This window comes from Pseudarthrobacter cremeus (assembly GCF_051857465.1).
In the GTDB taxonomy this organism is placed as follows: Bacteria; Actinomycetota; Actinomycetes; order Actinomycetales; family Micrococcaceae; genus Arthrobacter.
The window spans coordinates 404,161-425,207 of sequence record NZ_JBPZHC010000001.1; the positions used below are offsets into that span (position 1 = coordinate 404,161).

A 21,047-nucleotide genomic window follows, 5' to 3' on the forward strand; every position below is an offset into this window, starting at 1 on the left:
CCTTGGGGGGCAGCGAATCAATGCATCCCGCCTGCATACACCTTCAGCGCACCTGAAGCGCACCCGCGGCGCAACCAGGTGCGGCTATTCGCCCCGGAGCCCGTCAAGCGTGCGGAGGGCGGCTTCCCGGAGTGCGTGGGCAGCGGGACCGGCTGCCAGAATATCGCGGCTGGAGGTTCCCAGGACCTGTGGGTAGGCTGCGCCGAATGTCCTCCGCAGGTCAGCCGCCGTTGCACCCTGTGCGCCCAGTCCAGGAGCGAGGATGGGACCGCGGACGGCCCCAAGGTCCAGCTGCAGGTCGGACAGCGCCGAGCCCACGGTGGCCCCGACAACCAGGCCCACCGAGCCGAGGGCGCCGGGATAACGCCGGTTCTCGGCCGCTGCAGCCTCGACGATCCGCCGCGCCACGGAATCGGCTCCGCCAACGTGCTGCACGGATGCCCCTTCCGGGTTGGAGGTCAGCGCCAGGACGAAGACACCGCGGCCGGTCTCGGCTGCAAGGTCCAGCGCCGGCCGGAGCGACTCGAAGCCCAGGTACGGGCTAAGGGTTACCGAGTCGGCCGCGAGCGGTGAGCTGTCCCGGAGCCAGGCGTCCGCGTAGGCGGCCATGGTGGAGCCGATGTCGCCGCGCTTGGCGTCGGCGATGGTGAGGACCGACTCGTCCCGGGCCTCGGCAAGGAGTTCCTCAAGGACGGCCATCCCCGCCGATCCGTGGCGTTCGTAGAGCGCCACCTGCGGCTTCACCGCGGCAGCGAGCGAACCCACGGCTTCCAGGACTGTCAGCGAAAAGCGCCTCAGCCCGGCGGCGTCGTCGTCCAGTCCCCACGCCTTGAGCAGCGCCGGGTGGGGGTCAATGCCCACGCAGAGCGGCCCGCGGGCGGACATGGCGGCGCCGAGCCGGGAGCCGAAGGACTCCCGGCCCGCAGCGGCTGATGACGGGCCGGCCTCAGGCATTCTGCGAAACCGCTGAATCGAGAGCCGCATCCTGCGGTGCAGCGTTCTGTGCGGCCGCATGCTGCGAGGCGGTCAGCGCTGCTGCATGCTCCTGCAGGCTGGTCACCGACCACTCGTAGGTGCGCATGGCCTCGATCGCCTGGACGGCGGCGTTGAACTCGGCCACAGTGGTGATGCAGGGAATGCCGATGGACGTGGCAGCTGCGCGGAGTTCGTAGCCGTCGCTGCGGGCTTCGCCGCCGGACGGGGTGTTGAACACCATGTCGATCTCGCCGGCAATGACCAGGTCCGCGATGGTGCCTTCGCCTTCGGCGCTGCTGCCCTCGGCGACCTTGCGGACCGGGGTGGCCTGGATGCCGTTGCGGCGCAGGACGTCCGCGGTTCCGCCGGTGGAGACGATCTCGAAGCCGAGATCGGAGAGCCGCTTGACGCCCATGATGACCGAGCGCTTGTCGCGGTTTGCCACGGACACGAAGATCTTGCCTTCCGTGGGCAGCGCGTTGTTGGCGGCTGCCTGGCTCTTGGCAAACGCGGTGTCGAAGTGCTTGTCGATGCCCATCACCTCGCCGGTGGAGCGCATTTCGGGGCCGAGCAGCGAGTCCACCACCTTGCCCTCCAGTGTGCGGAACCGGCTGAACGGCAGGACAGCTTCCTTGACCGAGACCGGCGCGTCCAGCGGCAGCGTGGAGCCGTCGCCGGTTTCCGGCAGCATCTTATAAGCGGTCCGGAGCTGGTGGATGGTGACACCGGTGCCGATCAGGGCGGCCGCCTTGGCCATCTGGACGCCGGTGGCCTTGGAGACGAACGGGACGGTGCGGGAGGCACGCGGGTTCGCTTCCAGGACGTACAGGACATCGGAGGCAAGCGCGAACTGGATGTTGATCAGGCCCCGCACGCCCACGCCCTCGGCGATGGCCCGGGTGGCGGTGCGGACACGTTCGAGGACGTTGTTGCCCAGCGTGATGGGCGGCAGGACGCAGGCGGAATCACCGGAGTGGATACCGGCTTCCTCGATGTGCTCCATGATGCCGCCCAGGTACATGTCCGTGCCGTCGAAGAGCGCGTCGACGTCGATTTCGACGGCGTCTTCGAGGAACCGGTCGATCAGGACCGGGTGGTCCGGAGTGATTTCGGTGGCGTTGGCGATGTAGCGGGAGAGGTTCGGCTCGTCGTAGACGATCTCCATGCCGCGGCCGCCGAGGACGTAGGACGGACGGACCAGGACGGGGTAGCCGATCTCGTCAGCGATCTTCTTGGCGTCCTCGAAGGACACGGCTGTGCCGTTCTTCGGGGAGATCAGGCCGGCCCTGTCCAGGACGCGGGAGAAGGCGCCGCGGTGCTCGGCGAGGTCGATCGCTTCCGGGGACGTGCCCAGGATGGGCACACCGGCGTCGGCCAGCTGCTGGGCAAGCTTCAGCGGGGTCTGGCCGCCGAGCTGGACGAAGACGCCCATCACGCCGCCGGTCCGTTCCTCGGCCGCGATGACCTCCAGGACGTCCTCAAGCGTCAGCGGCTCGAAGTACAGGCGGGTGGAGACGTCGTAGTCGGTGGAGACGGTTTCCGGGTTGCAGTTGACCATCACTGTCTCGTAGCCGGCCTTGCGCAGTGCCATTGACGCGTGGACGCAGGAGTAGTCGAACTCGATGCCCTGGCCGATGCGGTTGGGACCGGAGCCGAGGATCAGGATGGACGGCTTGGCGTGCAGCGCAACCTCGTCCTCCTCGTCGTAGGAGGAGTAGTGGTACGGCGTGTAGGCAGCGAACTCGGCAGCGCAGGTGTCCACAGTCTTGTAGACCGGACGGATTCCCAGGGCCTGGCGGACGCCGCGGACCACGGCCTCCGAGTTGTGCGTCAGGGCACCGATCTGCTCGTCCGAGAAGCCGTGGCGCTTGGCCCGCTTAAGCATCTCCACGGTCAGGGAACCGGCCTGGCGGATCTCGTGGGAGATCTCGTTCAGGAGCTGGAGCTGGTCAAGGTACCAGGGGTCGATCTTGGTGGCTTCGAAAAGCTCCTCCACGCTGGCGCCGCCCAGGAGCGCACGCTGGACCTGGTGCAGGCGCTCCGTGGTGGGACGTTTGGACTTCTCGATGAGCTCCGCGACTTCCCACTCCGGGACGGAGCTGAAATCCAGCTGGGAGCCCTTCTGCTCCAGGGAACGGAGGGCCTTCTGCAGCGCCTCGGTGAAGTTGCGTCCCATCGCCATCGCTTCACCCACCGACTTCATGGTGGTGGTGAGGGTGTCGTCGGCGGCCGGGAATTTCTCGAAGGCGAACCTCGGAACCTTGACCACCACGTAGTCCAGGGTGGGCTCGAAGGACGCGGGCGTCTTCTGCGTGATGTCGTTCGGGATTTCGTCCAGGGTGTAGCCGAGGGAAAGCTTCGTGGCAATCTTGGCGATGGCAAATCCTGTGGCCTTGGAAGCCAGGGCGGAGGAACGGGACACGCGCGGGTTCATCTCGATGACCACCACGCGGCCGGTGTCCGGCTCGACGGCGAACTGGATGTTGCAGCCGCCGGTGTCCACGCCCACTTCGCGGATCACGGCGATGGAGATGTCGCGCAGCCGCTGGTATTCGCGGTCCGTGAGGGTCAGTGCCGGTGCCACGGTGATGGAGTCGCCGGTGTGGACGCCTACGGGGTCGAAGTTTTCGATGGAACAGACCACAACCACGTTGTCGTTCTTGTCCCGCATCATCTCGAGCTCGTATTCCTTCCACCCGAGGATGCTCTCTTCGAGCAGGACCTCGGATGTTGGGCTGTACTGCAGGCCCTGTCCGACGATGCGGCGGAGGTCGCCTTCGTCATAGGCGAGGCCGGAGCCGAGGCCGCCCATGGTGAATGAGGGCCGGACCACCATGGGGTAGCCGAGGTCCTCGGCGGCTTTGAGGGCCTCGTCGATGGTGTGGATGATGTGGCTGCGGGCTGATTCGGCGCCACAGCGTTCCACCACGCCCTTGAACTTTTCGCGGTCCTCGCCGAGCTCGATCGCGGCGATGTTCGCGCCGATGAGTTCGACGTTGTACTTCGCCAGCACACCGTTCTTGTCCAGGGCGATGGCGGTGTTCAGGGCCGTCTGCCCGCCCAGGGTGGGCAGGATGGCGTCCGGCCGCTCCTTGGCGATGATCTTCTCCACCACCTCGGGGGTGATGGGCTCGATGTAGGTGGCATCGGCGAACTCGGGGTCCGTCATGATGGTGGCGGGGTTGGAGTTCACCAGGATGACCCGGAGGCCCTCCTCCTTGAGGACACGCAGTGCCTGGGTACCGGAGTAGTCGAATTCGGCGGCCTGGCCGATGACGATCGGGCCGGAGCCGATGACCAGGACGCTCTTAAGGTCAGTTCTCTTGGGCATTACTTCTTGTCCTCAGTCTTGGAGTCGGTGGTGTTCTGCGCGCCGGCAACAGCTTCTTTGGTCTCTGCCATGAGGTCGATGAAACGGTCGAACAGGTACGCGGCGTCGTGCGGGCCGGCGGCCGCTTCCGGGTGGTACTGGACCGAGAAGGCGGGGATGTCCAGGCAGGCGAGGCCTTCCACGACGTCGTCGTTCAGGCTGATGTGGCTGACCTCCACCCGGCCGTAGCGCTCCTCCGGTGCCTGCGTGGCGCCGTCGAGCGGTGCGTCCACGGCGAAACCGTGGTTCTGCGAGGTGATCTCCACCTTGCCGGTGCGCCGGTCCAGCACGGGCTGGTTGATGCCGCGGTGGCCGTAGCGGAGCTTGTAGGTACCGAAGCCCAGCGCCCGTCCGAGGATCTGGTTGCCGAAGCAGATGCCGAAGTACGGAAGCTTCTCGTCCAGGACCGAACGGAGCAGCTTGACCTGCGCGTCAGCGGTAGCGGGGTCGCCGGGACCGTTTGACATAAAGAAGCCATCCGGGTTGACGGCCTTCACATCCTCCAGCGTGGCGGTGGCGGGCAGGACATGCACGCGGACGCCGCGCTCGGCGAAGCGGACGGGGGTCATGGCCTTGATGCCGAGGTCGATCGCGGCAATGCTGAAACGCGCCTCTCCGTCCCAGCCGTGGTCCCGGGGTTCCACCACGTATGCCTCGTCTACGCTGACTTCTTCAGCCAGGCGGGCGCCTTCCATCGGGGCACTGGCCAGGACAGCGTCCAGGAGTTCCTTGTCGGTTGCCTGGGCCGCCTCGCCGGAGAAGATGCCGGCGCGCATGGTCTTGTGCTCGCGCAGGTGCCGGGTGATGGCGCGGGTGTCCACGCCTTGGATTCCCACAATCCCCTGCTCCACCAGTTCCTCGTCCAGGGAACGCTCGGAGCGCCAGTTGGACGGCCGCCTCGCGGCGTCCCGGACGATGTAGCCGGCCACCCAGATGCGGCGGGACTCGGCGTCGTCGTTGTTCACGCCGGTGTTGCCGATGTGCGGAGCGGTCTGCACTACCAGCTGGCGGGCGTAGGAGGGATCGGTGATGGTTTCCTGGTAGCCGGTCATGCCGGTGGCGAAGACCGCTTCCCCCAGGGCCTTGCCCTGCGCGCCGTAGCTGGTGCCGCGGAAGATCCGGCCGTCCTCCAGCACGAAGGCCGCCGGGGTGGACGGAGCCGAAGCCGCTGGGTTTGCTGTCACTGTTTCTGTCACTGTCTTACTTTCCACTCTGGGGATCCTGGGAATGTTCTTGGCGGGCGGCGGCGATCAATTGCTGAAGCGAGTCATCGAGGACGGTTTTGTCGGCAGCCCTGCGGGTGCGGAAGCCGGTATCCAGTTCGTGGCTCCCGAGGTGCCAGGTGAGGACCAGCAGCCCTTCCTTCTCCACGAACTTGCCGGCCATTCCGCTTTCCTGCCGGACCCCGGTCAGGCTGGCCGCCGGGATGTAGAGCGCGGGTGCGCCGGAGCGGTCGAAGAGGACGCCGTGGGAGAACACGCTGAGGACAGCGTTGGTCCGCAGGCCGAGGCCGTGCACGGCGATCCGGTCGAGCCAGTCACCGGCCGTGGTGGAGGCAACGTACTGGCCCTCCGCGCGGGCCACCGGCACTCCGGCGGCTTCCGGCACGGCAGGCAAAGGTGCGACGTCGGCCTGCCGCCTGAGGCGGTTGCGCCAGCCGATGCCGATCAGGACCAGCGCGGCGGCGACCAGCGCCAGCGTGATGACGAGCGTGAGGGTCTGGTTTTCCATCAGGCCGCGCCCGCCGTTGAGTCGGCCAGGTGCCTGTACGGGGTGTTGAGCTTGCCGTCCAGGACCGTGGGATGGCCCTTATAGAAGGTGGCCACCACCTTGCCCGGCAGTTCCAGTCCGGCGAACGGCGAATTACGGCCCATGGTGGCCATCTTGGCGGGGTCCACGGTCCAGCGGGCGGCGGGGTCGACCAGAATGAGGTTGGCGGGTTCGCCTGCTTCGAGGGGGCGGCCCTGGTCCGCCAGCCGGCCGATCCGGGCCGCGGCAGTGGAGGTCACGCGGGCAAAATCCGCCCAGGTCATCAGGCCCGTTTCGATCATGGCGTGCTGGACCACCGACAAGGCGGTTTCCAGTCCGGTCATGCCCATGGCTGCCTGGGCCCACTCGCATTCCTTGTGTTCGCTGGGGTGCGGTGCGTGGTCGGTTCCCACAACGTCGATGGTGCCGTCGGCGAGGCCTGCGCGGAGTGCCTGCACGTCGGCGTCAGTCCGGAGCGGCGGGTTGACCTTGTAGACGGGGTTGTAGCTGCGGACGAGGCTGTCCGTGAGCAGCAGGTGGTGCGGGGTGACCTCGGCTGTGACGTTGATGCCGCGTTGCTTGGCCCAGCGGATGATCTCCACGGAACCGGCGGTTGACACGTGGCAGACGTGCAGGCGGGAGTTCACGTGCTGTGCCAGCAGGACGTCCCGGGCGATGATGCTTTCCTCGGCAACGGCCGGCCAGCCGGTGAGTCCCAGGACGGCGGACACTTCGCCCTCGTTCATCTGGGCCCCGGCGGTGAGCCGCGGTTCCTGCGCGTGCTGGGCCACGACGCCGTCGAACGCTTTGACGTACTCGAGCGCCCGGCGCATCAGCACCGGATCGTGGACGCAGATGCCGTCGTCGGAGAACATCCGGACCCGGGCGCGGGAGTCGGCCATGGCGCCGAGCTCTGCGAGCTGTTCCCCCGCAAGGCCCACTGTCACTGCGCCGACGGGGCGGACGTCCACCCAACCGGCGGCGCGGCCCAGGCTGTAGACCTGTTCCACCACGCCGGCGGTGTCCGCCACCGGTGTGCTGTTGGCCATGGCGTGGACTGCGGTGTAGCCGCCCAGCGCAGCAGCCCGGGTACCGGTTTCAACCGTTTCGGCGTCTTCGCGTCCGGGCTCGCGCAGGTGGGTGTGCACGTCCACCATGCCGGGCAGGGCCACCAGGCCTGCGGCTTCGATCACTGTTGCGCCGTCTGCGTAGGGGCTGGTTGCTGCGGCGGTCCCCCGGGCGGCGATGACGCCGTCGCGGATGAGCAGGTCCTCGGCCGCGGAGCCCAGGACCGCTGCACCGCGGATCAGGTAGGTTCCGTTGTTCTCTGCCATCAGTTGCTCTCCTTGGTGGAATGTGCGGCGTACGCCGGGGCGTCGTTGGTGCGGGCGATACCCGCGGCGGCTGGTTCGCGGGTATCACCGGAGAGCAGCAAGTACAGGGTGGCCATCCGGACCGAGACGCCGTTCCGCACCTGGGCGAGCACGGTGGAGCGGGGCGAGTCGGCGGCGGCGGCGGAAATTTCCAGTCCCCGGTTCATGGGTCCGGGGTGCATGATGATGGTGTCTTTGAGCCCCAGGGTGTCCAGGGTCCGGAGCCGGTTGTCATCGAAACCCCAGCGACGGGAGTATTCGCGGGTGGACGGGAAGAATGAGGCGTTCATCCGCTCGCCCTGGACCCGCAGCATCATGACCGCGTCCACACCCTTTTCAAGGGTTTCGTCCAGGTTGTAGCTGACCTTGCACGGCCACTGCTCGACGCCGATGGGCAGCAGGGTGGGAGGCGCCACGAGGGTTACCTCCGCGCCAAGGGTCCGGAGCAGCCACACGTTGGAGCGGGCAACGCGGGAGTGCAGGACGTCGCCGGCGATGGCCACGCGCATGCCCGTCAGGTCTGCGCCGGTGGACCCGGTACCGGCCAGTCTGGACCAGTGCCGGCGCATGGTGAACGCGTCCAGCAATGCCTGCGTGGGGTGTTCGTGGGTGCCGTCGCCGGCGTTGATGACTGCGGCATCGATCCAGTCCGTGGCCGCCAGCCGGTGCGGGGCCCCCGATGCCCAGTGACGGATCACGACGGCGTCCGCCCCCATTGCTGCCAGTGTCTGTGCCGTGTCCTTGAGGGACTCACCCTTGGAGACCGAGGAGCCCTTCGCGGCGAAGTTGATGACGTCGGCGGACAGGCGCTTGGCGGCAGCCTCGAAGGAGATCCGCGTGCGGGTTGAGTCCTCGAAGAACAGGTTCACCACGGTGCGCCCGCGCAGTGCGGGGAGTTTCTTGACTTCGCGGTCCCCTACGGCGGCCATTTCTTCGGCGGTGTCGAGGATGCGGACGGCGTTGGCCAGGCTGAGGTCTTCGGTGGAGAGGAGGTGTTTCACGCGCCGCCCTCGATAACCACTTCGTTGATGGCCGCGCCGCTGGCATCCCTGTCCGTTTCCGCCAGCCGGACCCGGACCTTTTCAGCGGACGAGGTGGGCAGGTTCTTGCCTACGTGGTCGGCCCGGATGGGGAGCTCGCGGTGCCCGCGGTCGATCAGGACAGCCAGCCTCACGATGCGGGGACGGCCGAGGTCGATCAGGGCGTCGAGGGCTGCGCGGATGGTGCGGCCGGAGTAGAGGACATCATCGATCAGCACCACAACTTTGTTGTCGATCCCCGTCCGGGGCAGCTGGGTGGGCAGCGGCGGCCTGGTGGGCTGATGGGAAAGGTCATCGCGGAACATGGTGACATCGAGCTGGCCGACGATGGCGGCGGCGTCAACGGTGGGATCAGCGGCGGCGATCTTCTGTGCCAGCCGGACTGCCAGCGGGTAGCCGCGGCGCGGGATACCCAGCAGGACCAGGTCTTTGGACCCCTTGTTGGCCTCAAGGATCTCATGGGCGATTCGAGTGAGTGCACGGTCAATGTCCGCCTGGTTGAGGACAACCCTGGCTGGAACCGGTGCGCTGGTGACAGCAGTCAACTCTTGTCTCCCCTTTCCCCGCCTCACGGGACGGAATTAAAAAAGGATCATTTGCGTTTCAAAATTACCACACCGGCGGCGGCGCAATAGGCTTTCCAGTATGTCCATGCACCCTCAGCAGCCCCCTTCCGGCGAGTCCGGCCATGCCGGTGAAGGGGGCGGCCCGCCCGGCCTGTCAGCAGGATCACAGCCGGTCCTGGCCCGTCAGGCCAACCCCAGCTGGATGGGCCGGGTGGAGCCCGGTTACTACCGCCCGGCTCCCGGGAACACGGGCGCTCCACTTCCGTCCGTGGGGCCTCCCCTCCCAGGCGGGGTGGACTCGAACGGCCGCATGCGGTCGGCCGGCCTCCTCGCACTGATGCTTGGCGGGGCCGCCCTGGTGTTCCTGAGCCTGTTCCTGGTGGTGCCGTTCCTGCTGGCGAGCACCGGAGTGGGCGGGTTCGCCGTGGGGTTCGTGGTGTCGCTGATTCCGCTGTCCGTTGTGCTCCTGACCGTCCATGCGATCGACCGCTGGGAACCGGAACCCAAACGGCTCCTGTTTCTTGCCTTTACCTGGGGTGCGGCGGTCTCGGTTGCGGTCACGCTTCTCATCCAGCCGGTCTTTGCGCTGACCTTCCAGTTCAGTGACCAAGCCGATTTCCAGACGTATATGGCCACGGTCCAGGCCCCGGTGGTGGAGGAGTTCGCCAAGTCTTTGGGCTTGCTGCTGTTGCTCCTGCTGGCGCGGAAGCACTTCGATGGTCCCGTGGACGGTGTGGTGTTTGCCTTCACCATCGCCGGCGGCTTCGCCTTCACCGAGAACATCCTCTACTTCGGGCGGGCCATCGCAGAGTCCGCCAGCCCGGCAACGGACCTGGCCCAGATCTTCCTGCTGCGCGGTGTGATGTCACCTTTTGCGCATGCCATCTTCACCGGTACCACCGGCCTGATCATGGGTTTCGCCGCCCGCCGGTGGCACTCGGGCGCCTCTGTCGCGGCTTTCTTCGTGGGGCTGCTGCCGGCGATGCTCCTGCACAACAGATGGAACAGCATGGGCGAGGCTTTCCTGGGCGAGTACATCCTCATCCAGGTGCCGACCTTTGTCCTCGCCGTCATCGGGGTCATCCTGCTCCGGGTCGCGGAAAACCGGCTCACCCGCCAAAGGCTTCTTGAATATTCCGCAGCCGGCTGGTTCAGCCCGGCCGAGGTGGAACTGCTGGCCACACCGCGCGGCAGGCGGACTGCTTTGCGTTGGGCGGCTGGCTACAACCGCCGGCCGCAGATGAAATCGTTCCTGCAGGCTGCCACCCGGCTGGCCTTTATCCGGCAGCGGATCCTCAGCGGCCGCGACATCGGGCTGCACCAGGCCGAGGAACAGCAGCAGCTGCACCGGATCATTGCGCTGCGCGCCGCCGTTGCCCGCTAACGTGAAAAAGGGACCGGCCTCCACCTTAAGTGGACGCCGGTCCCTTTGCCGGGGTTCTGCGTTTAGGCGAGCAGCGAGGGCTTCAGCTGCTGCAGGCGCCCCAGGAGGCCGTTAATGAACGACGGCGACTCATCGGTTGAGAGCGTCTTGGCCAGGGCCACTGCCTCACTGACCGCGACGCCGTCGGGGACGTCGTCGTTGTACAGGAGTTCCCAGGTGCCGATGCGCAGGATGATGCGGTCCACCGAGGGCATGCGCTCCAGGGTCCAGCCCTGCGAATAGGTCTCCAGGAATTCGTCGATGGCGGGCTGCTGGGAAACCACACCCTCCACGATTTCAAGGGTGTACGGGTTTACGATCTGATCTGTCAGTTCACGCCGGCCCCGCAGAACGTCAAACGCGGAAACCGAGCGCTGCTCAGCTTCGAAAAGTACGTCCAGTGCCCGGTTGCGGGCCTTACCGCGTGCGCTCACTACTCGCTGACCCGGCCGAGGTAGCTGCCGTCGCGGGTGTCAACCTTGACCTTGGTGTTGTTTTCGACGAACAGCGGAACCTGGATCTCGTAGCCGGTTTCCAGCGTCGCCGGCTTGGTGCCGGCCGAGGAGCGGTCGCCCTGGAGGCCAGGCTCAGTGTAGGTGATCTCCAGGACAACGCTGGGCGGGAGTTCGATGTACAGCGGGTTGCCCTCGTGGATGGCAATGTTGACCATCTGGTTCTCAAGCATGAAATTGGTGGCGTCGCCCACTGTCGCGCCCGAGACGGTGATCTGGTCGTAGTCCACAGTGTCCATGAAAACGTAATCCGCGCCGTCCTGGTACAGGTACTGGTAATCGCGGCGATCGACCGTTGCGGTCTCGATCTTGAGTCCGGCGTTGAACGTCTTGTCCACAACCTTGCCGGACATCACATTGCGCATTTTGGTACGCACGAAGGCGCCGCCCTTGCCGGGCTTGACGTGCTGGAATTCGATGATGTTCCAGAGCTGGCCCTCGAGCTTAAGGACCGTGCCGTTCTTGATGTCGTTAGTGGTTGCCACTGGTTTCCTCTGGTTTCTAATGTCTGGTCAGTTGTCAGACGTTCTATGCCGGCCGGTCACGCCCCTAGGGCGCCGAGCGCGTGTTTATCAAAAATCCAAGAACCATTCTACCGGCAAATCCGGGGTGGCCTTGTTCACGGGCTTTCCCTCGGCACTGGGCTGCTCCGGACGGGAGGGTCAGCAGGCCAGGTCCAGAACGTCGCGTGCGCGCTGGAGGGCCACGGTGGAGGAGTAGATCAGCGCCGCGTCGGCAGACTGTGCAACGTGAAGGTCCAATGCCCTGGCAAAGGCCTCCACGGCGGCCGAGTTGTGCCCGGCGGAGTAATGCGCCCTGCCCAGGTACTGCTGGATGAGGGCCTCGCGGTCGGTTCCGTGAAACTCTGCCAGCAGCTGCCGGAACAGGTCTATGGCCCGGTCGGTGCGCTGCGTGATCCGGAGCAGCTCGGCCTCGCAGGCGCGCAGGTGGAAAGACTCCGGGTCCTTGAAGCGGGCCTCAGCCAGCAGCTCGGCCGCTTCGGACGGGTGTCCCCCGGCGATCAGGACGAAAACGCGGTCTGCGGGGTCGGTGGACGCCGTCAAGGCAGCCTGGCAGGCGTCCCCGTTGACAATCTCCGGCAGCAGCGACAACGGGTTGATCCTGATGCCCGGGAAGCCTGCCTCGGGCCAGTCCCCCGTGCCCGCAAGGTCGCCCTGCATCAGGAGGCGATTTCCTGGTAGGCCGCGAAAAGCAGTGAGGTGTCGGGCACGTCGAGGATGCCTGGTTTGGCGATGCCGTCCAGGACCACGAAGCGCAGCAGGTCACCGCGGGATTTCTTGTCCCGGCGCATGCCATCGAGGAGCCCCTGCCACCGGTCCCGACGGTAAGTGACCGGAAGCCCCAGGGTCTCCAGGATGCTCCGGTGACGGTCCGCGTCCGCGTCGCTGAGCCGGCCGACGCTGCGGGCGAGCTCCGCTGCGAACATCATGCCCACGGACACCGCCGCGCCATGTCGCCAGGAATAGCGCTCCACAAGTTCGATGGCGTGGCCCAGCGTATGGCCGTAGTTCAGGATTTCGCGGAGGCCTGATTCCTTGAGGTCCTCCGAAACCACTTTGGCCTTAACCGCAATAGCGCGTTCAATCAGTTCACGCAGTGCGTCCGATCCGGGGTCTGTGGCCGCTGCCGGGTCACGTTCGATGAGCTCCAGGATGGCCCGATCGGAGATGAAGCCGCACTTGATGACTTCGGCCATTCCGGAGACGATCTCATTCCGGGGCAGCGTTTTGAGTGTGTCCAGATCGACCAGGACTCCGGCGGGCGGGTGGAAGGCACCCACGAGGTTTTTGCCTTCGGCCGTGTTGATGCCGGTCTTGCCACCTACGGAAGCGTCCACCATGCCCAGCAGGCTGGTGGGCATGTGGATGACCTTGACTCCCCTGAGCCAGGTGGCCGCCACAAACCCCGCAAGGTCTGTCACGGCTCCCCCGCCAACAGCCACGATGGCGTCCGAGCGGGTGAAGTCGTTCTGGCCCAGGACCTGCCAGCAGAACGCGGCAACCTGGATGTGCTTGCCTTCTTCGGCGTCCGGGATTTCCGCGGTCAGGGCTGTAAACCCTGCAGCGGCAAGCTCATCGCGCACAGTGTCACCGGTGAGGCGCAAGGCCCGTGGGTGGATGACCAGGACGCGGCGGACCCGTTCCCCCAGCAGTTCCGGAAGGCTTCCCAGCAGTCCCCGGCCCACTACGACGTCGTAGTTCTGCCCTGCGGACTCACCGGTGACCTTGATGATTGTTGAATCGACGCTCACTTTTCAACTTCCTGTTTGGCGGCTGAGTAGTCGCTCAGCGCGACCTGCAGCCGGTGTCCCAGCTCGGTGACCGAGCCGTGGCGGACGTCTAGAACCACGTCGGCCAGCCGTTCGTAAACGGGCTTCCTGGTGGCAAATAACGTGGACCAGCGCGCCATTCCGTCGCCGGCCAGAAGCGGCCTGCCGGAATTCCGGGCAATCCGGCTGGCCACGGTTTCCTCATCGCATTCGAGGTAGACAACAGTGCAGCGGGCCAGGAGCTGTTGGGTTCCCGAGTCCAGCACAGCCCCGCCGCCCAGTGAAACCACGGTGCCGGTTCCCTCTGCGTGCTCCAAGGCAGCGGCTACGGTCCGGGCCTCGATCTCCCGGAACGCGTGCTCGCCGCGGCCGGCGAAAATACCGGCGATGCTGCCATGTGACTCAACGATAAGGACGTCCGTGTCCACGAAAGGTACGCGCAGTTGCTGGGCAAGTTCCTGGCCTATGGTTGACTTGCCCACCGCCATCGGCCCAATCAGCACGATGGGCCTGTTAGCCGGGACAACGGCTTTGCTGCTCCGGGGCACTAGTGGCCGATCGAGTCCAGGGATGCCGGAATGTTGTCCAGGTAACCCTTGATGTTGCGTGCGGTCTCTGCCACGGAGTCGCCGCCGAACTTTTCCATAACGGCTTCTGCCAGGACCAGTGCCACCATCGCTTCCGCGACGACGCCCGCCGCCGGCACGGCACAGACGTCCGAACGCTGGTGGTGCGCTTTGGCCGCCTCCCCCGTGCTGACGTCAACCGTCCGCAGGGCGCGGGGCACAGTGGCGATGGGCTTCATGGCGGCCCGGACACGCAGCACGTCCCCGATGCTCATGCCGCCTTCAATGCCACCGGCGCGGTTGGACGTGCGGATGATTTTGCCGTTGGCGTCCTTGACGATTTCGTCGTGGGCTGCCGAACCGCGGCGGGCGGCGGTGAGGAAGCCGTCGCCTACTTCCACGCCCTTGATGGCCTGTATGCCCATCAGGGCTGCAGCCAGGCGCGAGTCGAGGCGGCGGTCCCAGTGGACGTAACTGCCCAGCCCGGGCGGCAGGCCGTACGCGAGGACCTCGACGACACCTCCGAGGGTTTCGCCTTCTTTGTGCGCGGCGTCCACTTCGGCCACCATGGCGTCGGACGTCTCACGGTCGAAGCAGCGCAGAGGATCGGCGTCGAGTGCGATGACGTTGGCAGGGACCGGCAACGGGCGCCCTTCAGGCACTGTCACGCTCGCGATGGAGACGGTATGGCTGACGAGTTCGATGCCGAGGTGCTGGAGGAACTGGGACGCCACGGTACCCATGGCAACGCGGGTGGCGGTTTCGCGGGCGCTGGCGCGTTCGAGGACCGGACGTGCTTCGTCAAAGCCGTACTTCTGCATCCCGGTGAAATCGGCATGACCGGGGCGCGGGCGCGTGAGCGGTGCATTGCGTGCCTGATCGGCCAGGATGTCAGGATCCACGGGGTCCGCAGACATGATCTGCTCCCATTTGGGCCACTCGGTGTTGCCGACCTGGATGGCCACCGGGCCGCCCTGGGTCAGGCCGTGCCGGACGCCGCCAAGGATCGTGACGACGTCCTGCTCAAACTTCATGCGCGCACCACGGCCGTAACCGAGGCGGCGGCGGGCCAGCGAATCGGCGATCTGCCCGCTGGTGATTTCCACACCGGCAGGTACGCCTTCAATAATTCCCATCAGAGCCGGACCATGGGATTCACCGGCAGTCAACCAACGCAACATAATTTCCATCCTGCCACGTATGGCGTTCAGATCGCCCGTCGGGGAAGGTCGACTGCGTCACACATCACATCTATGACAGCTGCATTAACTTCCTCACCGAGGCCGGTGAAAAGACGCACTTGCTCCACTGCCTGGTACAGCAGCATCTCAAGTCCCGGGACCACTGCACCGCCGCCGTCCTGCCACACCGCAGCGATCCGGCTGGGCCAGGGATCGTAGGCCACATCGAGCAGCACACCCGGTGTTCCGGTGCCAAGTGCGCCGATCTGCACCGCAAGGCCGTCCGCCCCGCGGGGCGGGAGCGTGGAAATGACGACGTCGGCGTGCGCCGTGGGAGCGGCGGCCTCCGCCAACGGCCTCACGCTGATGGAGAGTCCGACGCCGGCGGCGGCGGCACGCGCCTCCGCGGCCCTTGAGATGTCCCGGACAAATATGTCCGCGTGCTCCGTGCCCAGCTCTTTGAGTGCAGCGACGGCGGAGGCTGCCGTACCGCCGCCACCCAGGACCACAGCGGCAGGGCTGGAGACCACGCCGGCGTTACGTACGGCATTCACTATTCCGGCGACGTCGGTGTTGTATCCGGCGAGCCTGACAACGCCGCCCTGATCTTCGAAAGCGACCGTATTGACCACTCCCAGCGTGCGGGCCACACCGCGGACTTCGTCCACTTCGGCCACCATGCCGGTCTTCAGGGGCATGGTCACGGACAGGCCCCGCCAGCCGTCCTCGGTCCTGATCCGGGCCATCAGGGCGGGCAGCCCCGCCTCGGTCACGTCAATGGCCGTGTAGCCGATGTCGACGCCCAGCTTGGCGTAAGCCGCCAGATGAAGGGCAGGTGACTTGGAGTGGCTGATCGGGTGACCAAGAACGGCGGCCCGAAGGCTCATGTGCACCGGCCCACGTTGGCCTTGCACCACGCGTTGTACTGCTCCACAAAGACATTGTGCTCCGCCAGCGTCTTGGAGAACTTAGTCTCCTTGGTGTCCAGGTTAATGGTCACCCAGTAGAGGTAGTCATTGGTTTTGGGCTTGGCGGCTGCGTCGATTGCCGTCTTGCCGGGCGAGCCGATCGGGCCCGGGGGCAGCCCTGGATTCGCGTAGGTGTTGTACGGGTTGGACTTGTCCTGGCGCTGTTCGTCCGTGAAGTTGAAGCTCTTCGTGCCGAGACCGTACGTCACCGCCGAGTCCACCTGAAGGTAACCGTTGGTCTGGTCATTGGGCTTGAGCCGGTTGTAGATGGCCCCGGCGACGTCGCCGTACTCAGCCTGGCCGCCTTCGGCCTGCACGATGCTGGCCACGATCACGGCCTGGTACTGCTTGGCAGGGTCGGTGATGCCCTGGGCCACGAGTTCATCGAGAGTCACCTTGACGAGGCTCTGCAGAATCTCCTTGGCCGGGGTTCCCAGCGGGAAGCGGTACTCCCCCGGCGCCAGGAATCCTTCGAGGTTCTTGGCATTGGCCGGCAGCCCGAACTGTGCGGGAGCGTTGCTGAGTTCCTTCAACTGCTGAAGGGAAACACCAGAGCCTTCCGCGATCGCCTGCAGCGATTCGCCGACCCTCAGCCCCGCGCTCAAAGCGAAATAGATGACCTTGCTCTTGTCCGCCCCGAGCAGGACGTTGACGGCGTCGGCGTTCTTCATCTCCATCTTGAACGTGTAATCCCCCGGCGAGAGGATACCGCCTGATGAAGCGAAGGCCTTCAGGAAGGTATCTGCGTTGGCAACCACTTTCTGGCTTTCCAGTTTCGCAGCCATGGACCCGGTGCCTTCGCCGGGCGCCACGGAGACCTTGACTTCGCCCGTACCGGGGCCAGGGTAATCCGCAGGCTTGTCATTACCCAGCAACGGCTTGAGGAACTGTGCACCGACAGCCACCGCAGTAACAAAAACGGCCAGGGTCAGGAAGAGTGCGAGGAAGCGACGGCGGCGACGCACTTTCTTGGATGGCCCCCGGACTACGGTTGCCGCTGCAGCGCCGCCAAGGATGCCGTCATCATGGTGGACGTCCGGATGGTATTCGTCATGATGGGGGTCCGGATGGTATTCGCCATGGGCGTCGTCGTAGTAATGGCCGTCCGGCTCATACGCTGCATGGACGTCGTGGGCTGAAAGTGCCTCGTGGGCTTCAGGGTCCTCACGGACTCCATGCCCGGCGTGGACCATATGGTCCTCATGAACTGCGTGAACATCATGGGCTTCGAGGTCTTCAGGCAAGGCCGGGGGCTCGTACTGGACAGGCTCGTGCAGGAGATTTTCCTCCCCGACAGGCTCGTGCTGGAGGGGTTCCTCCTGGACAGGCTCCTGCTGCGCAGGCTCCGCATGCTGAATGGAGGGCGCAGATTCGGGCACAGCCGGGATGACGGGGCCGGCTTCGGGTGCGGGAGCCGGTTCGGGGCTGGCTGCAGGCCGGTGATGGCTGGCGGCCGGGGCAACATGGGGATCTGCTGCTTCCGGGTCGTCGTGCCCCGTTTCGTAGGCCTGCTCGGGGACGGCGTCGTTGCTTTCGCTTCGCAACGCCTTTTCCTGTTCGCGGAGTTCCTTGCGGGTCAGCGGCCTGCCACCATGGTTACCCATGGTGCCTGAGGCGTCGCCGTTATAGGACGGGCTCACTGTAGCCTTCCGTGTTCTGGGATCGAGACTGGTCTTCCGCGCGGGATTCGGTGCTCTCAGCTGCCGGAACGGCTACGGAAGGCCGGTGTTCAGGCGGTGCGCCCACGCGGGTGCCAACGTCCGCTCCCCTGGCTTTTTGCATGTCGATGGCGTGCTGGAGAATCCCGGCGGCCGCAACCTGATCCACCACTTTACGGTGGTTCCGGCTGCTCATGCCAGCTTCGTGGAGGTTCCGGTGGGCGGTGACGCTGCTGAGGCGCTCGTCAACAAGGTTCACCGGTACCTCCATGCCGCGGCGGGCAAGCTCGGCCACCAGCAGCTCCGCGTAGTCTGTGGCCATGCGGGCGGAGGCGTGTTCCTCCCCCTTCATGGTGCGCGGCAGCCCCACAATGACCTGAACGGCACCGAGTTCCTCCGCCAGTGAGGCAATGACCCGCACGTCGGAATTCTTCTTCGGGTTGCGGTCCAGTGTCTTATACGGGGTGGCCAGGATGGCATCACGGTCGCAGACCGCCACACCTACCCTGACGGTGCCCACGTCTACCCCCAGTTTGATTCCCTGGGGGTAGCCGCCGGCTGCAAGTGCTTGTGTCACTGGATCCTTATCGCCCGGAGATAGCGTCCACAACGGCGGCAAGCGCCGGTGCGACCTTACTGGGGTCGGTGCCGCCGCCCTGGGCCACGTCATCCTTGCCGCCGCCACCGCCGCCAAGAATTCCCGCGGCGAGCCGCACCAGGGCGCCGGCCTTGACTCCGGCCTCCCGTGCTGCCTCGTTGGTGGCAACCAGGATCATGGGACGGTCGTTGCTGACACCTGCAACGGCGACGGTGGAGGCCTGTGAGCCGAGCCGGCTGCGCAGGTCCAGGGCGAGGTTGCGGACGTCGTCGGCGCCGCCGATCTGGCCGGCGTCGTGCGCGATGACACGGACCCCGGCAGCGTCCTTGGCGGTGCCCACGAGATTGGCTGCCGCCGCGGAGAGCTGTTCCTTCCGCAGCCGGTCGAGTTCCTTCTCCGTTGCCTTGAGCTTGTTCAGGGTGCTGGCAATCCGGTCGGCAAGCTGACCTGACGGAACCTTGAGCAGTTCAGTCAGTTCGGTCACCAGAGCGCGTTCGGCGGCGAGGTGGCGGAACGCGTCCATGCCGACAAAGGCTTCGACGCGGCGGTTGCCTGAACCGACAGACTGCTCCCCCAGCAGCGAAAGGCTGCCGATGAGGGAGGTGTTGGCCACGTGCGTGCCGCCGCAGAGCTCACGGGACCAGGCGCCGTCGATCTCCACAACGCGGACCTCGCTGCCGTAGTTCTCGCCGAACAGCGCCATGGCGCCAAGGGCTTTGGCTTCGGCGAGCCCCATGACCTTGGTGTCCACCCGGTAGTTGTTTCGGATGGCGAGGTTGGAAACTTCCTCGATCTCGGAGCGCGTGGCTGCGCTGAGTCCCTCGCCCCAGGCGAAGTCGAAGCGCAGGTAGCCTGCCTTGTTGAAGGATCCGCGCTGGGTGGCTTCCGGCCCGAGGATCTGGTGCAGGGCAGCATGCACAATGTGCGTGCCGGTGTGCGCCTGTTCGGCGGCGTGGCGGCGTTCCCGGTCCACGGCAGCCCGTACCAGCGAATCGGAGCCGATCTCGCCTTCGCGGACAATGGCCTTGTGGACGCTCAGTCCCTTCAGCGGGCGCTGGACGTCGAGGACCTCAACGACGAATCCGTCACCGGTGATGAGGCCGGTATCGGCCGCCTGGCCACCGGCCTCGGCGTAGAAGGGCGTCTCGGCGAGGACGAGTTCAATCTCGTCCCCCGTCGAGGCCTGTGCCACCGGCCGTCCGCCGCTCAGGATCCCGCGGACCCGCGATTCACCGTCAAGATCCGTGTAGCCGGTGAACACCGTCTCGCCCTGGCCCAGGAGTTCCTGGAAAGCGCTGAGATCGGCGTGGCCGCCCTTTTTGCCCTTGGCGTCCGCCTGGGCGCGCCGGCGCTGTTCAAGCATCAGCCTGCGGAATTCCGGTTCGTCCACCTTGAGCCCGGCTTCCTCCGCCATTTCAAGCGTGAGGTCGATCGGGAATCCGTAGGTGTCGTGCAGGGCAAAGGCGTCAGCGCCGGAGAGGGGCTGGCCGGCAGCCTTGGACTCCGTGACAGCGTCCTCAAGGCGGGCGGTCCCCGAGGCAATGGTGCGCAGGAACGCGCGCTCTTCGGCGTAGGCGATCCGGCTGATGCGGTCGAAGTCGGTCTCCACCACCGGGTAGACACCCTTCATGGCGTCGCGTGAGGCCGGCAGCAGGTCCGGAAGGCAGGCTTTCTCGACGCCGAGCAGGCGCATCGAGCGGACTGCCCGCCGGATGAGGCGGCGCAGGACGTAGCCGCGGCCTTCGTTCGAGGGGGTCACGCCGTCGGCGATCAGCATCAGGGCCGACCGGATGTGGTCACCCACCACACGCATCCGGACGTCGTCGGTGTGGTGCGGATCATCAGGTGTTTCGGCCGACGTGTATTCCTTGCCGGACAGCTCGGCTGCCTTGTCGATCACAGGCCGGACCTGGTCGGTCTCGTACATGTTCTCGACGCCCTGCAGGATCATGGCAAGGCGTTCCATGCCGAGGCCGGTGTCGATGTTTTTCTTGGGCAGTTCGCCCACGATGTCGAAGTCGTCCTTCGAGCGGACGTTGTCGATCTGGTACTGCATGAAAACCAGGTTCCAGATCTCTACATAACGGTTCTCGTCGGCGATCGGACCGCCTTCGACGCCGTACGCGGGTCCGCGGTCGTAGTAGATTTCCGAGCAGGGTCCGGCCGGTCCCGGCTGGCCCGTGTGCCAGTAGTTGTCGGCCTTGCCCATGCGCTGGATGCGTTCTTCAGGGACACCGGTGTTCTTCAGCCACAGTTCCTTGGCTTCGTCATCCTCTTCGTAGACGGTCACCCACAGGCGTTCGGGCGGCAGTCCGTAGCCGCCGTCGTCCACGCTCGTGGTGAGCAGTTCCCACGCGAACCTGATGGCGTCTTCCTTGAAGTAGTCACCGAAGGAGAAGTTGCCGCACATCTGGAAAAAGGTGCCGTGGCGGGCCGTCTTGCCGACTTCCTCGATGTCGCCGGTGCGGATGCACTTCTGGATGCTGGTGGCGCGGGCGAAGGGGGCTTCTTCACGTGCAGTCAGGTAGGGGATGAACGGGACCATGCCGGCCACCGTGAACAGCAGTGAGGGGTCGCTGGAGACCAGCGAGGCGGAGGGAACGGCGGTGTGGCCTTTGCTGACAAAAAAGTCCACCCAGCGCTTTGTGATCTCCTGCGACTTCATGAGCTGATTACATACCCTTCTTGGTTCACGCACCTGGGGCGCGTGAGAGTTCTATTCAGACGGCAGTGCCCGCACGCAGGAACTGCTGGTTTAATTCTCGCGCGATTTTGGCT

General features: G+C 65.8%; 18 protein-coding genes. 1 reads left to right on the forward strand and 17 read right to left on the reverse strand.

Annotated features, from left to right (window positions below; genetic code table 11):
- Positions 1–84 precede the first annotated feature (84 nt).
- Genes pyrF through pyrR form a run of 7 tightly spaced genes read right to left on the reverse strand, consistent with a single transcriptional unit; the run spans position 85 to position 9,052 of the window.
- Positions 85–954, reverse strand: a complete 870-nt coding sequence (pyrF, locus tag ACS5PJ_RS01745; RefSeq protein ID WP_439433202.1) for an orotidine-5'-phosphate decarboxylase — start codon at positions 952–954, stop codon at positions 85–87.
- Positions 947–4,306: a carbamoyl-phosphate synthase large subunit gene (carB, locus tag ACS5PJ_RS01750; protein WP_439433203.1), complete on the reverse strand. Its 3,360-nt coding sequence runs from the start codon at positions 4,304–4,306 to the stop codon at positions 947–949. The genes pyrF and carB overlap by 8 nt, the downstream gene beginning before the upstream one ends.
- A complete protein-coding gene (carA, locus tag ACS5PJ_RS01755) occupies positions 4,306–5,565 on the reverse strand; it encodes a glutamine-hydrolyzing carbamoyl-phosphate synthase small subunit (protein ID WP_439433554.1) in 1,260 nt (419 codons plus the stop codon). Before carA ends, carB begins: the two co-directional genes overlap by 1 nt.
- Positions 5,546–6,076, reverse strand: a complete 531-nt coding sequence (locus ACS5PJ_RS01760) for a PH-like domain-containing protein (protein WP_439433204.1) — start codon at positions 6,074–6,076, stop codon at positions 5,546–5,548. The genes carA and ACS5PJ_RS01760 overlap by 20 nt, the downstream gene beginning before the upstream one ends.
- The gene (locus ACS5PJ_RS01765) at positions 6,076–7,428 is read right to left on the reverse strand and encodes a dihydroorotase (protein ID WP_439433205.1); all 1,353 of its coding nucleotides are present in this window, start codon (positions 7,426–7,428) and stop codon (positions 6,076–6,078) included. The genes ACS5PJ_RS01760 and ACS5PJ_RS01765 overlap by 1 nt, the downstream gene beginning before the upstream one ends.
- Positions 7,428–8,468 carry an aspartate carbamoyltransferase catalytic subunit gene (locus tag ACS5PJ_RS01770; protein WP_439433206.1) on the reverse strand — a complete coding sequence of 347 codons (1,041 nt, stop codon included), beginning with the start codon at positions 8,466–8,468 and terminating at the stop codon, positions 7,428–7,430. Before ACS5PJ_RS01770 ends, ACS5PJ_RS01765 begins: the two co-directional genes overlap by 1 nt.
- Positions 8,465–9,052 (reverse strand): bifunctional pyr operon transcriptional regulator/uracil phosphoribosyltransferase PyrR, encoded by a 588-nt coding sequence (gene pyrR, locus ACS5PJ_RS01775; protein ID WP_439433207.1) that lies wholly within the window; start codon positions 9,050–9,052, stop codon positions 8,465–8,467. The genes ACS5PJ_RS01770 and pyrR overlap by 4 nt, the downstream gene beginning before the upstream one ends.
- Before the next feature lie 100 nt (positions 9,053–9,152).
- On the opposite strand from pyrR, the gene ACS5PJ_RS01780 reads away from it, so the two are divergent.
- Positions 9,153–10,457, forward strand: coding sequence for a PrsW family intramembrane metalloprotease (locus ACS5PJ_RS01780; RefSeq protein WP_439433208.1), 1,305 nt, complete (start codon positions 9,153–9,155; stop codon positions 10,455–10,457).
- Positions 10,458–10,519: 62 nt separating this feature from the next.
- On the opposite strand, the gene nusB is transcribed toward ACS5PJ_RS01780, so the two are convergent.
- The 10 genes from nusB to alaS form a co-directional block, all read right to left on the reverse strand.
- A complete protein-coding gene (gene nusB, locus ACS5PJ_RS01785; RefSeq protein ID WP_354145592.1) occupies positions 10,520–10,930 on the reverse strand; it encodes a transcription antitermination factor NusB in 411 nt (136 codons plus the stop codon).
- Entirely contained in the window at positions 10,930–11,493 is a 564-nt protein-coding gene (efp, locus tag ACS5PJ_RS01790; RefSeq protein WP_108600500.1) for an elongation factor P, read from the reverse strand. Before efp ends, nusB begins: the two co-directional genes overlap by 1 nt.
- Positions 11,494–11,670: 177 nt before the next feature.
- Positions 11,671–12,189 carry a tetratricopeptide repeat protein gene (locus ACS5PJ_RS01795; RefSeq protein ID WP_439433209.1) on the reverse strand — a complete coding sequence of 173 codons (519 nt, stop codon included), beginning with the start codon at positions 12,187–12,189 and terminating at the stop codon, positions 11,671–11,673.
- The gene (gene aroB / locus ACS5PJ_RS01800; RefSeq protein ID WP_439433210.1) at positions 12,189–13,280 is read right to left on the reverse strand and encodes a 3-dehydroquinate synthase; all 1,092 of its coding nucleotides are present in this window, start codon (positions 13,278–13,280) and stop codon (positions 12,189–12,191) included. The genes ACS5PJ_RS01795 and aroB overlap by 1 nt, the downstream gene beginning before the upstream one ends.
- Positions 13,277–13,846 (reverse strand): shikimate kinase, encoded by a 570-nt coding sequence (locus ACS5PJ_RS01805; RefSeq protein ID WP_439433211.1) that lies wholly within the window; start codon positions 13,844–13,846, stop codon positions 13,277–13,279. The genes aroB and ACS5PJ_RS01805 overlap by 4 nt, the downstream gene beginning before the upstream one ends.
- Complete coding sequence (gene aroC, locus ACS5PJ_RS01810; protein ID WP_439433212.1) at positions 13,846–15,045, reverse strand: chorismate synthase; 1,200 nt, start codon at positions 15,043–15,045, stop codon at positions 13,846–13,848. Before aroC ends, ACS5PJ_RS01805 begins: the two co-directional genes overlap by 1 nt.
- 26 nt (positions 15,046–15,071) lie before the next feature.
- Positions 15,072–15,932, reverse strand: coding sequence for a shikimate dehydrogenase (locus tag ACS5PJ_RS01815; protein ID WP_439433213.1), 861 nt, complete (start codon positions 15,930–15,932; stop codon positions 15,072–15,074).
- A complete protein-coding gene (gene mltG, locus ACS5PJ_RS01820; RefSeq protein WP_439433214.1) occupies positions 15,929–17,653 on the reverse strand; it encodes an endolytic transglycosylase MltG in 1,725 nt (574 codons plus the stop codon). Before mltG ends, ACS5PJ_RS01815 begins: the two co-directional genes overlap by 4 nt.
- Positions 17,637–18,248: a Holliday junction resolvase RuvX gene (ruvX, locus tag ACS5PJ_RS01825; RefSeq protein WP_439433215.1), complete on the reverse strand. Its 612-nt coding sequence runs from the start codon at positions 18,246–18,248 to the stop codon at positions 17,637–17,639. Before ruvX ends, mltG begins: the two co-directional genes overlap by 17 nt.
- A gap of 7 nt (positions 18,249–18,255) precedes the next feature.
- Entirely contained in the window at positions 18,256–20,934 is a 2,679-nt protein-coding gene (gene alaS / locus ACS5PJ_RS01830; protein WP_439433216.1) for an alanine--tRNA ligase, read from the reverse strand.
- Between the last annotated feature and the right edge of the window lie 113 nt (positions 20,935–21,047).

Bases quoted from the DNA above. Each gene is read 5' to 3' on its own strand.
- ACS5PJ_RS01760 (WP_439433204.1), bottom strand. From the start codon at position 6,076: ATGGAAAACCAGACCCTCACGCTCGTCATCACGCTGGCGCTGGTCGCC.
- ACS5PJ_RS01815 (WP_439433213.1), bottom strand. From the start codon at position 15,932: ATGAGCCTTCGGGCCGCCGTTCTTGGTCACCCGATCAGCCACTCCAAG.
- ACS5PJ_RS01765 (WP_439433205.1), bottom strand. From the start codon at position 7,428: ATGGCAGAGAACAACGGAACCTACCTGATCCGCGGTGCAGCGGTCCTG.
- pyrF (WP_439433202.1), bottom strand. From the start codon at position 954: ATGCCTGAGGCCGGCCCGTCATCAGCCGCTGCGGGCCGGGAGTCCTTC.
- carB (WP_439433203.1), bottom strand. From the start codon at position 4,306: ATGCCCAAGAGAACTGACCTTAAGAGCGTCCTGGTCATCGGCTCCGGC.
- ACS5PJ_RS01795 (WP_439433209.1), bottom strand. From the start codon at position 12,189: ATGCAGGGCGACCTTGCGGGCACGGGGGACTGGCCCGAGGCAGGCTTC.
- aroC (WP_439433212.1), bottom strand. From the start codon at position 15,045: ATGTTGCGTTGGTTGACTGCCGGTGAATCCCATGGTCCGGCTCTGATG.
- alaS (WP_439433216.1), bottom strand. From the start codon at position 20,934: ATGAAGTCGCAGGAGATCACAAAGCGCTGGGTGGACTTTTTTGTCAGC.
- ACS5PJ_RS01780 (WP_439433208.1), top strand. From the start codon at position 9,153: ATGTCCATGCACCCTCAGCAGCCCCCTTCCGGCGAGTCCGGCCATGCC.